This window comes from Pseudomonas sp. LBUM1673 (genome assembly GCF_059695645.1).
In genome coordinates this window covers 1058223-1070129 of sequence record NZ_CP166780.1, presented here as the reverse complement: position 1 = coordinate 1070129, position 11907 = coordinate 1058223, and the positions used below count along the sequence as shown (strand labels likewise).

The window sequence follows — 11907 nt, the reverse complement described above, 5'->3', positions numbered from 1 at the left end:
GTATACATTGCAAATCTTTATAGTATTGAGCCCCCCCACCATCAAAGCACTTCAGTTACAAATACCTTAAAGGAGCCCCATCGACTTTGCCTTTGCCACGGCATGGGTTCTACGCTCCACGCCCAACTTCCCATATATTCTTCGCACATGAGTTTTTACGGTATGCAATGAAAGGAAAAGTTTTTGTGCAATTTGTTGGTTTGAATCGCCTGAAGCAATAAGCTTCAGTACTTGAAACTCTCGCTGACTGAGCGGGTTTCCACCTTCCGACACGACGCAGGTATCAGGTATCGAATCTGTTGCCGCAACTTCTCGGAAAAGGTTCGGCTGGCGTAAAGCAACCTGGCGGATCAACCCGTGCAAATCAAATCGTTGAACAAGCCCTAGCGCTTGTTCTGAATGCTGCCGAGCGAGCAACGGTTCGTTCTGCAGCAACGCCACTTCGGCCAGGGCGAAATGCAACTCGGCCTCCAGTGCCAGGGCTCCACCGTTGTGCGCTTTGTGCAGCAGTGACTGGAGTTGACTGACCGGATTGCCGGCCCGTCGCAGGTAAGCCTTTGCCAATATCAGTAAGTATTCGATACGTGGGATCAGCTCGACCGTCGCCGGAGGCGCCTGTAATGCATTTGGCTCCTGATAGTGGCGCAACACACGGCTCAGGGCCTCATGCACCAGCTGCGGGCGCCCCTGCTGCAACCAGAACTGACTGCTGACCTGCAACAGCACACCGCGATAGACAGTGTCCGGAATCTGCCGCCGCTGCATCAGCCTTTCGGCCTCGCGCAGTCGTTCAAACGCGTAGGCGTAATCGCCCCGATTGGCCGCCAGTTGTGCCTGACCGAGATACCCATACAACACGCGCTTGTCGTGACTGCGCAGACAGTCCTCCAGGCCGCGCTGAAAAAAGCCCGCGGCCTTTTCTTCCTGCCCCATGCTCAATGCCAATCGCCCACGGCGCAACGCAATGCGCCCGAGCAGCGGTGTGGGCCGATCCGCTCGCTGGCAGAGCAGTTCATGGATACTGGCCAGCAAACTTTCGGCCCGCACCGCCGCGCCTCGTTGCTCCAGCAATTGCGCATGATCGAGTTCCATCAGGCCTTCGAACACCAGCGAACCTTGCGCCCGCGCCAGGCATAAGGCCTCGCGGTTATGAGCTTGCGCCACGTCGAGCTCGCCCCTAAGCAGTGCCTGTTGCGTCAGACCGGACAAACACATCAGCCGCGCCGTCCAACAGTCGGGATCGAGCGCGTTCAACGCGTCAAGAAAGTGCGCGCGCGAAGTCTCCATTCGTCCCTGCAAATGCAGTAACCAACCTTGCAAGGCCTGCCAACGCGCAATCAATTGACGCTGCAGCAGTGCCGAGGGTTGAGGCGTGAAATCCGCCAGATGAGCAATGCAGGTGGTCGCCTGTTCGAATCGTCCGGCGAACAGCAGCGCTGCGGTAATCAATCCGACCAACTGCGGACTACCCAACGTCAGTTCCTCGCCTTGCTGCTCATGCAAACGAAGCAACAGCACCACGGTCTGCTCCTCGAACAACTGCTCGAAACTGAAATGCTGCAGCAGGCTGACCGCCACTTCGTACTCCTCAGCGAGCAGTGCCTGTTCGAAGGCCGATTTCCAGTCCTGTTCGGCGCAGAACCATTGGCAGGCGCGCCGATGCCAGGAGCGTCCCGTTGGCCATTGCTCATCGCGCATCAGTTGGGTGAACGGGGTGAAAATCTGCAACCAGTCGGTGGATTCCCGCCAAGGCTCGATAAAACACCCCAGCGTTTGCAATGTCTTCAGGTACTGCGCGCCCTCCCCGGCCCCAAACAGGTGATCGCACAGCCGGGCATTGAAGCGTGGCAAGTGGGCCAGCACGCGCCAGGCCTCGCTCAACTCTGGCGTCAGCGTGCTGAATAATTCGTGCTCCAGATAATCGAGCAAGGTCTGCGTCCGTCCCTGGGGGTTGTCCTGACGCGACCAATCGCATTTTTGCAGCAGCGCTATCCGCACGCCGGCACACCAGCCGCCGGTGCGCTGCAAAATATTTCCGGCCACCTTGTCGGCCTGTACCGAAGGCAGGTGAAACAAAAACTGTGCGATCTCGCCCTGCGCGAGCGCCAGCGTCGCGCCTTCGCACTCATACAACTCGTCATCGAGCAGCAACCTTGGCCAGTTGCAGGGCGGCCGGCGGCGAGCGCCCAGCCACCAGGTCAGCATCGGACTGCTGATCGCCAGCATGCGATCCAGCAGTGAGTCCAGCTCCGGGTTCGGCAGACGGCTGTAGTCATCGAGAAACAGCCAGGTCGGTGTCTGCAATCGCGCCAGATAGCCAAGCAACTCGGCTTCGTCCGACGAAACCAACCCCAACGTCTGTGCCAGACGATGACGAAAATCAGCCGCGCTCGACGCCACGCCAGACAACGGCAGCCAATGCACTCGGCACTGGTTTGGCGCTTGCAAAAAGCATTCGGCGAGCAACGCAGTCTTGCCACTGCCGGCGGGTGCGCAGAGCAATTTCACCCGTGCCGTGGAGGCCAGTAACGGCTCGGTCAAGCGAGCCCGCGACAGGTGATGAGAGGACAGGCGGGGCAGGAATCCAGAACGGTCCAGACACGGATTCATGGCGGTCATTGTGGCGTGCCTTTTTATAATTGTCCGGCCACCCTAGCCCTCCCTGACCCGCTTGTTGAGAAGTATTCAGCACGCTGATTGGCCCCCATAAAAAAGGCGACCCACAGGTCGCCTCTCGTGATGCCAATGTATCAAAACCCTTACCGAACACCCTCGGCGCGCAGGGCCGACGGGGTGTAGTCCGCAGACTTGGCATCGAAGCCGAATTCGAAGCTGTGCTTCTCTTCGTTCTTCATTCCCAGGGCAATGTATCGGCCGGCAATGATGTCGTACAGCGCCTCCAAGGTGTAGGCCGGAGTCTGGTGATCGTAGTAATACTGAGCGTGACCTTCGGCCACTCGCCACAGTTGGCCGCGACCGTCGTAGTGATCCGCCAGCGCCACTTGCCAGCTGTCTTCGTCGAGGTACATGTGGCGCTTGGCGTAGATGTGCCGCTCGCTCGGCTTGACCGTGCCAACCACTTCCCAGACCCGGTGCAACTCGTAGCGGGTCAAGTCCTGGTTGATGTGCCCGGCTTTCACCACGTCATCGTACTTGAGGCTCGGCGAGTCGAGTTTGTAGCTGTTGTAGGGGATGTACATTTCCTTTTTGCCGATCAGTTTCCAGTCGTAGCGATCCGGTGCACCGGAGAACATGTCGAAGTTATCCGAAGTCCGCAAACCATCGGCGGCAGTGCCCGGCCCGTCATAGGCCACTTGTGGTGCGCGACGTACGCGGCGTTGACCGGCGTTGTAGATCCACGCCAGACGCGGCTCTTTCACCTGATCGAGGGTTTCGTGCACCAACAGCACGTTACCCGCCAGCCGCGCCGGCGCGGTCACCGACTGCTTGAAGAAGGTCAGCACGTTGGCGGCTTTTTCCGGGTCCAGGTCCTTCATCAATTGCGGAACGGCGATCTCCTCCTCGAAGCGGATCGGCGTGTAACTGCCGTTGGTCTGCGGGGTCACCTGGGTGATGATGCGACGCAGGTTGCCGCCGTGGTAACGGGTGATGTGGTTCCACAGCACCTCGACGCCGTTCTTCGGAATCGGGAACGCGTAGTAGCGGTTGCCGGTGAAATTGGCCAGGCCATTACCGTCGTTGATGCTGGTCACGTTCAGTGCGCTGCGCTTGGCCGATTCGTAAATTTCCGGCGGCACACCCACGGTGCGGTGGGTCGGGTAGACCGGGATCCTGTAGGTTTCCGGGTAGCGCTTGAACATCGCGACCTGGCCATCCGAGAGCTTGTCCTTGTACTTGTCGACGGTCGCGGCGGTGATGGTGAACAGCGGTTTTTCACTGCCGAACGGGTCGGCGAGAAAGCCTTTGCTGTCGACCGCACCGGCGTTTTTCGGGATGCCACCGGTCCAGGCCGGGATCGAGCCATCGGCGTTACCGGCCTTCTCGGCGCCCAGCGGGGTAAGGGTGGTGCCGAGTTTGTTGGCTTCTTCCGGCGAGACCGCCGCCATCACGTTGGCGGCCAGCAGGCTCAGTGCCAGGGCGCCGCATTGCAGAATTATCTTGCGCATTAACATCATCCTTCTTAGCCAGATCAGAAGTTCACGCCGAAGCTCAGCGCCAGGAAGTCGCGGTCTTCCAGGGTGTTGTAGTCACCGCCGAAGAAGTCGGTGTAACTGAGGCTCGCGGTATAGGTGTTGCGGTAGTCGGCATCGACACCGACGCTGACGGCCTTGGCGTCTTCGTTGAACAGTCCGTTGGGGCCGTAGCCGGCGACGTCATGGGACCAGGACAGGTTGGGTTTGAGGTTGATCCCGCCGATCACGTTGGCGTAATCGAGGATCGCCCGGGCGCGGTAGCCCCAGGAGGTGGAGGTGACGAAGCCGTCGGTATCGCCACCGAAACCGTACTGGCCGTAAACCGAATCACGGCCGTAACGCAGCTTGGTCTTCGACTCCAGACCACCGACCCGCACCACCGCTGCTTCACCGACCAGGGTCAGCCGTTGGGCGCCCAGCACTTGATCGAAGAAGTGCGTCAGGGTGCTTTGGACCTGGGTCACTTCCTTGCGGCGGTAACCGGTGTTGTCGGCACCTGCCGTGCTAGCGATAGGCGATGCCGCGCCGCCTGCAATCGGGTTAAGCAACGCCAGGGTCAGATCGGTGGTGTTGAGCTGCACCGGAGCGTTGGGCCGGTAACTGATTTCACCGGTCCAGGCAGTACCGGTGGGTAAGGTGGTGGAGAAGCTCGCGCCGTACAGGCGAATGTCTTCCGGGTATTCGAGGAAGTACTGGCCGCGCCCGAGCATCACGCTTCGGGCCAGGGCCGCACCGCTGCCAGCAGCCAGACTGTTGGCAACGCTGACCATGCCTGGCAGGCTGGCCAGTGTCGACAACCCGGCGGTGGTGGTGCCGACGGTCGGTGTGCGACTGTGGTAGTTCATGAAGTAGAGGCCGTACTCGGTGTCGTCACCGAGCCAGCGTAAGGCCGTGCCCCACTGCCCCGAATCCCGGGCATCGCGGTCGCCGCCGCGAGGAATGACCACTCCCTCGCTGGTGACCTGGATAGGTTGGCCAAAGGCTGCCGCCAGCGGCGCCAACGGGGCGATCGCCGGGCTGCCGACGGTGTAACCGGTGGTGCAACCATCCGCCGCCACGTCACCGCCGAAGAAGGTGCCGCAATTGTCGAGAACGGTCTGATCCCACTCCAGTTGGTAGAAACCTTCCACCGTGAGCTGATCGGTCAGACCCTGGGAGGCGAACAGCATATTCACCGGAATCAGGCCTTCCTTGATCTCTGCGCCAGGGCGCCGGAAGGCGGAAACATCCACCGGGTTGATGCTGTTGATCGAGTTGCCGATGAAGGTACTTTCACCCCAGCTGACCACCTGCTTGCCGGCGCGCACGGTGCCCGGCAGATCGGCAATGGAATAGTTGTGATAGACGAACGCATCGAGGATCTGCGCACCGGAAGACTTGGAGCCCTCTTTGCGACCGCTGTCGCTGATCTGCTTGAACTCGCGGTCTTCGTCCTTCAACTCGAAGTCGTACCAGTACTTGCCACGGACGAATACACCTGTGTCGCCGTACTTCAATTCAAGGTCGTGGATGCCCTTGAATATCTTGGAGAAGGTTTCGCCTTTCTTGAAGTTCAGGCGTCCGTCATCACCGGTCGAAGCCTGGCCGGTCCCGCCATTGACGGTGCCCACCAGCGACTTGTCGGCATCGCGCATGCCCCAGCTCGCGCCGACGGACAACGAAGAATCAAACTGCCCCTCGATTTCGCCGATGTTGAATGAAACAGCCTGCGCCTGGGCGCAGCAGCCCAAGGCCACCGCAGCGGCCAGCGCTTGCGGTTTGAAGATGGCGCGCATTGTTGTTTTTGTCATGCGTCTTCCCCGGTGAGTGACAGAAGGCCCCACCCTACTGCCGCTCGCCGGGAGCGATAAGCGCACCAAGGAGGTATTCGTGATGTACCTCCAAAGGATGAATGCCCGCATGGGGCGGGGGTTTGCGCAGGGTATGGATGGGCTGGATGAAGGGTTATCAGCGCAGCGCATGGGACAGGGGGGAAACCGGGGGTGTAGCAGCTGCCGAAGGCTGCGTTCGCTGGTAGCAGCTGCCGAGCTCGCGAGGCTGCGTTCGGCTGCGAAGCAGTCGCAAAATCAGGCGCTGCGTTCCGTCAGGCACATTGTGGATTCAGGGTTTACGACTGCTTCGCAGCCGAACGCAGCCTTCGGCAGCTGCTACACGGCCAGCCCGAGACTGTTGCTCGGACTGCAACAGTGCATGTCTGGAATCGCTATTTTTCCTTTGCGCTCAAACCCTTATTCTTGCCGGGCTTTCACGGCAAACGGCCTGAAAGCACGAATCGATGGAGGTGATAACCCCCCCCCATTGGCGACAGAATCCAGATGATTTGAAGCGTATTTTTCGACTCATCGCCCCGTGCTCACTGACGTTGATTTGTAGCTCCTTGATCCACGTCTTTCTTTGGCCGCTGCGTTTGCAGCGGCCTTTTTTATGGGCAGTGGTTTTTCAGCGATAGCGCCCCCTTTACTGTTGAAGACTTCCTTGAAAGATATTTCCCGTAACAGCATAGGAAATGTCTTTTTATGCGAACGAACATCCTGCCTTTATTTCTTTCTCACCGAAATATCCCTCTCTTTTATATGTAACCACTTACACACCTCTCGGACTCACACCCGTCATTTCTACTGTAACGTTAAATGACACGAAGCAATCACCGACCCACAAACACTTCTTGAATACAACGCACATTTAATAAGGATATGAATATGCAAAGACCTCCAACATGGGAGTTGACCGAAGCTGTGCACATCACAGCAGTAGCGCCTCCAGGCGCAAACCCTGTACCCGCAACTTCACAACGTTTTCCTAACGGCGGCCAATTCGGTTTCCAGCCGGCAGTCGGGAGTATCCTGAACACATTGCGGACTACCACCAAGACTTCAGAACAGGAGTATCAAGTCCGATCCAGCCAACTACCGCAGACCATTGAACATGAACTGGCCACCACAAGACTGGAAGGTTCAACCGTCCCGCTTCCACCCGCAGACGCGATCATTCGCGAAGTGGGCGTGCGTAACAAACTTTTACTTCGAAAGACCGCTGAGTTTCATGACAAAAAAGCGATAGCCAATAGTTTTTACGGCGTCGACCCCATTAACAGGCCTTTGCAGGAGTTCTACCCAAAAGCCTTGACCATGGAAAAACCGGTCCGGCCGAATAGTATCGCGATACAGGCCTGGGTCGCGTCGTACAAAGCGGCCTACGACACAAGACTGCTGTCCCAAACCATCCAGATGCTTAACCAGCAACAGGTCAAAGTGCTCAACTGGCTGGCCGCCGTGCAAGCCAATGATCAGGCGCGGATGGCCGCGGAACAGGAAGCCCGACGGGTCGCCGCCGAGTTGGCACAGATCAACGAGCAAGCCGCGGTGCGAGCTCGAGAGCAAGCACGACTTGCAGCGGTGGCAGAAGCCCTGCGGTTGGCTACCGAACAGGCGCGGATTGCCGCCGAAGCCGCCGCCCGACAAGTGGCTGCCGAACAAGCTCACCTTGCAGCGCTGGCTGAAGCTCAACGTCAGGCTGAATTGCTTCGTGCGGAAACTGAACGGCGAGAACGCGAGAAACAGCAGGCGGCGTTGGAAGCCCACCATGTTTATCCCGCCTCAGGTGCGGTGGCTGCCACCAGCCCGGTCTTTTCCTTTGCCTCGACCGCCATCCGCCTCACCCCCGCAACGTCGTTCGCGATACTCACGGCACTGCGATCAGCAATATCGACAATAACGGCGGCGGGAACAGCGTTGCTCGCACCGGTGTTAGTTGGCTTCGCAGCCCTGCTGATGCCTTCCCGTCTAGGAAACGGCGAGCGCTTCACCATCAGTGTGCCGCTCTCGGAATTGACGTCTGAAACCTCGCAGGCACTGCGAGAGATCGCTGATCGACAAGGAACGCTGGATCTGCCCGTGGGGTTGGGTGTAAGGCCAATCGGCTCAGGCGCAGAGGTGTTCGTCGTCACGGCCGACGACTTCAACGTTCGCTCAAGCGTCCCCGTACTGCACGCGACTTACGATTTGCTGAATGACGTCTACGAGACAGCATTGCCGGACTCGCCAACCGACTTCCTGACCTGGACACCCGCCATTACGCCGGGTAACAGTTCGACCGAACGGCCGATTGTTCCAGCTGAAACTCCGGTGTATTCCGGTGCTCCGATCGCACCAGTCGAGGGTCGGCTGGATCTTCATCCGGTTCTGGTGGAGGGTTGGGACAGGTTCATCATCGTATTTCCGGATGACTCGGGAATTGCGCCGCTGTATGTCGTTATCAGCAGTCCCTATCAAGGGGCTTCCGTTGAAGGCAAATACAGCGGGCGTCTTTTCAATCCGGAGCAGGTGGGAGGGCCGATACTGGATCTGGACTGGCGTACGGTGGTCATTACCCAAACCGGAATTAATGCGGTGAAATTACACATCGCACGGCTCGATCAATCCGATGCCAATGACATGATGGTGCAACGCCTTGAGAAAATCCTGAACGGATATTGGCAACCCACTGACACGGATCTGCGCTACTACACTCATGAGATGAGGGAGCTTGAAAGGTTTCGAGCGTTGGGGCTCAGCGATGATTTCAATCCCGACAAAGATTTGCCGATCTGGAACAACGCGCACACGGCAACCCTGGAAGATTTCAAGCTTCATGATGATGAGTCGTTGCTCTACACAAAAGACGCCATAGCGGCTGCGGATCGACAAGATGAAGTGTTTTTCAAAAATTTTTTGAAAGGAGGCAAACAGTGAGCATCGTCGAGAAAATCGTTAAAAATGAAACAGTAGAAGATGTCTTGACTGTTTTCGCACTCGGTTCCGCTATTCCATCTCTAGACAGAATGTTTGGACGCTATCGATATGAAGTCATTGAAAGTGGCGAGCTGCTAAAAACCTACGCAAGGCTTTTCGAGGAGGGTGTACTGGCCAATGGTGAAGGCCCAGTCGCTATCAAAGGCCCGAACTGGAAAGCCCCCAAGTTCATGACCCAAAACAAATACTCTTAACAAGCAAGTGGGCCACCAAGTCTCAGCTTGGTGGCCCACCCCACTTAAATCGAATACCTCTGCAAGTTCTCCATCATTTCCTTCAGCGCTTCAATATTGTCCTGCGGATGAGCAGCGCTTTCGGAATCGCAGATCTGCTGCCAATGCGCCGCCACATCTTCCGGCGAAAAACCCACCCGAGGATCAAACCCGGCGCCCAGGCTGCGCTCCCAGCGCACCTTGCCCATCCAGCCGCCACCCACTTCGAATAACCCCGAAGTTTCCTGGCAATGTTCGCTGGCCAGGTACACCACCAACGGGCTGACCAGCTCCGGTTTGAGTTGTTCGAACACTTGCGGCGGGATCAGGCCTTCGGTCATGCGGGTGCCACCTGTCGGGGCGATGGCGTTGACCAGGATATTGTTTTTGCGGCCTTCGATCGCCAGCGTGCGGGTCAGGCCATAGAGACCAAGTTTGGCCATCCCGTAGTTGGACTGACCGAAGTTGCCGTAGATGCCCGAGGTCGACGCGGTGAAAATCACACGGCCATAGTTTTGCTCGCGCAGGTGCGGCCAGGCGGCGCGAGTGACCTTGTAGGCGCCTTCGACGTGGACGCGGTAAACCAGGTCCCAGTCGCTGTCATCCATTTTGTGAAAGGTCTTGTCCCGCAGAATGCCCGCATTGTTCACCACGACATCGACGCGACCAAAAGTATCGAGAGCATTCTGGACAATTTTGTCACCGTCGGTGACGGAGTCATGGTTGGCCTCGGCGGTGCCGCCCGCTTCGCGAATTTGCGCCACCACACGATCCGCTGCCGAAGCGTTCGCGCCTTCACCTTGAGTCGAGCCGCCAAGATCATTGACCAGCACTTTGGCACCCTGTTTTGCGAACAGCAACGCATGCGCCCGCCCCAAGCCGCCGCCCGCACCGGTGACGATCACCACTTTATCTTCGAAGCGCACAGACTCATTCATGGGGAACTCCAGCAGGCAGGGACAATGAGTGCGAGTGTCAGGCACGGGGCTGCCGGTCACAATAAACACGGGTGGGCCTGAATGGTGCGCGATAAGGCAGCAGGATAGTCAGGAGCACGCCACCTTGCGCGGCGGTAAAACCAACCGGTCGCGAAACTCCAGATAGTGCTTGAGCACCTGCACCGGCGCTTCGATCTGCGGGTAATGACCGATCCCCGGCAGGAGCACCGTGTCCGGGTCGGGAATCAGTTGCCGATAGCGTGCCACCATGTGTGCGCCGGACACCGGATCGACCTCGCCATCAATGACCCGCAACGGCACCTCGCCGCGCTGCATGGCACCGACCCAACGCTCACGCTGGACACGTCGCTGCGGGATATAACTGATCACTTTGTGCATGATCCGTTGCCCATGATTGCTGTCGACCAGGCTCCAGAAATCATCCAGTTCACTTTCGGTGGGTCGGGTCTGCGGACCGAAGATCCGCTGGAAACTCTTCACCAGAGCGCCACGGGTAAAGGCTCGTCCGATCATCCAGCCCAAGGGGCTGAGCAGGAGTTTTTGCATCAACACCGGGCGATGGGTTTCGGGAAACAGGCCACCATTGAGGAACACGCAACTGGCGATATGGATGCGTGCTTCGTAGTGCCGGGCCAACAGTTCCTGGGCCACGCTGTCGCCATAATCGTGTGCCAACACATGCATCGGTTGCTCGACATTCAGATGCGCCAGTAATGCCTGTTGCAGATCGGCCTGTTCCAGCAGGCTGTAGTCATGGTTCACCGGTTTGGCCGAATCGCCGAAGCCAAGCATGTCGCAGGCAATCACCCGATAGCGCTGCGCCAGCGGCTGCCACAGGTAATGCCAGTCCCAACTGGCGGTCGGGAAGCCATGGATCAGCAATAGCGGCTCCCCCTGCCCCGCTGTCCAATAGCGGATGGTTTGACCGCGAAATACGAACGTCTGGCCGCGTTTTCGCCAGACACATAGAGGAATCTCGGCGAGTGCCATTTAGAGTTTGTAACCCGGGTCTTGTTTATCGAGTTTGCGCAGTAGTGCCGGCCAGGCCAGCGCGCCCCCCATCCCTTGGGCACTTTTGGTGACGCCGGCGATCATCGCCTTGGCGCCCGCCAGAATCTGCGGTTCGATGGCTATCAGCTCCGCGCCACCGTTGCACGCCATGACCTGAATCTCGCAGGCGCGCTGGAAGGTGAACATCATCAGGAATGTATCGGCGATGGTGCCGCCACAGGTCAGCAGACCGTGGTTGTGCAGCATCAGGAAATTGTTTTCCCCAAGGTCGGCTTGCAGCCGCGCTTTCTCTTCATGGTTCAGCGCAACGCCTTCGTAGGCGTGATAAGCCAGGCTGGACAGGACGAACAAGGACTGCTGACTGATCGGCAAGATGCCCTGCTTCTGCGCCGATACCGCCACCCCCGCCGCCGTATGAGTGTGCAGCACACACACGACGTCATGACGGACTTCATGCACGGCGCTGTGGATGGTGTAACCCGCCGGGTTGATCTCGTAGGGGCTGTCCATCAGCTTGTTGCCAGCCTGATCGACCTTGACCAGACTCGATGCGGTCATTTCATGGAACATCAGGCCGAACGGGTTGATCAGGAAGTCTTCAGTGCCGGGCACCTTGGCCGAAATGTGGGTAAAGATCAGATCGTCCCAGCCATGCAGGGCGACCAGACGATAACAGGCCGCCAGATCGACGCGGGCCTGCCACTCGGCGGCACTGACCTTGTCTTTAACGCTATGTGACGATTGGACGGGGGCTACGCTCACGGCAAGGATCTCTCTTTTT

The 11907-nt window shown here is 58.4% G+C and carries 8 protein-coding genes; 2 read left to right on the top strand and 6 right to left on the bottom strand.

What is annotated here, in order from left to right:
- Window positions 1–66: 66 nt before the first annotated feature.
- The 3 genes from ACA044_RS04735 to ACA044_RS04725 form a co-directional block, all read right to left on the bottom strand.
- The gene (locus ACA044_RS04735) at window positions 67–2619 is read right to left on the bottom strand and encodes a LuxR C-terminal-related transcriptional regulator (protein ID WP_497445362.1); all 2553 of its coding nucleotides are present in this window, start codon (window positions 2617–2619) and stop codon (window positions 67–69) included.
- Between the two features lie 140 nt (window positions 2620–2759).
- A complete protein-coding gene (locus tag ACA044_RS04730) occupies window positions 2760–4127 on the bottom strand; it encodes a DUF1329 domain-containing protein (protein ID WP_497445361.1) in 1368 nt (455 codons plus the stop codon).
- 23 nt (window positions 4128–4150) lie between these two features.
- Complete coding sequence (locus ACA044_RS04725; RefSeq protein WP_497445360.1) at window positions 4151–5944, bottom strand: DUF1302 domain-containing protein; 1794 nt, start codon at window positions 5942–5944, stop codon at window positions 4151–4153.
- A 909-nt stretch (window positions 5945–6853) separates the two neighbouring features.
- On the opposite strand from ACA044_RS04725, the gene ACA044_RS04720 reads away from it, so the two are divergent.
- Entirely contained in the window at window positions 6854–8884 is a 2031-nt protein-coding gene (locus tag ACA044_RS04720; RefSeq protein WP_497445359.1) for an S-type pyocin domain-containing protein, read from the top strand.
- Window positions 8881–9138, top strand: a complete 258-nt coding sequence (locus ACA044_RS04715) for an immunity protein (protein WP_497445358.1) — start codon at window positions 8881–8883, stop codon at window positions 9136–9138. The genes ACA044_RS04720 and ACA044_RS04715 overlap by 4 nt, the downstream gene beginning before the upstream one ends.
- A 44-nt stretch (window positions 9139–9182) precedes the next feature.
- Here the strand turns inward: ACA044_RS04715 and ACA044_RS04710 are convergent, their stop codons facing one another.
- The 3 genes from ACA044_RS04710 to ACA044_RS04700 all read right to left on the bottom strand — a co-directional run bounded on the left by ACA044_RS04710 (window position 9183) and on the right by ACA044_RS04700 (window position 11888).
- Window positions 9183–10094 carry an SDR family oxidoreductase gene (locus ACA044_RS04710; protein ID WP_497445357.1) on the bottom strand — a complete coding sequence of 304 codons (912 nt, stop codon included), beginning with the start codon at window positions 10092–10094 and terminating at the stop codon, window positions 9183–9185.
- Window positions 10095–10202: 108 nt separating this feature from the next.
- Window positions 10203–11105 (bottom strand): alpha/beta fold hydrolase, encoded by a 903-nt coding sequence (locus ACA044_RS04705; RefSeq protein WP_497445356.1) that lies wholly within the window; start codon window positions 11103–11105, stop codon window positions 10203–10205.
- Complete coding sequence (locus ACA044_RS04700) at window positions 11106–11888, bottom strand: class II aldolase/adducin family protein (RefSeq protein ID WP_497445355.1); 783 nt, start codon at window positions 11886–11888, stop codon at window positions 11106–11108.
- Between the last annotated feature and the right edge of the window lie 19 nt (window positions 11889–11907).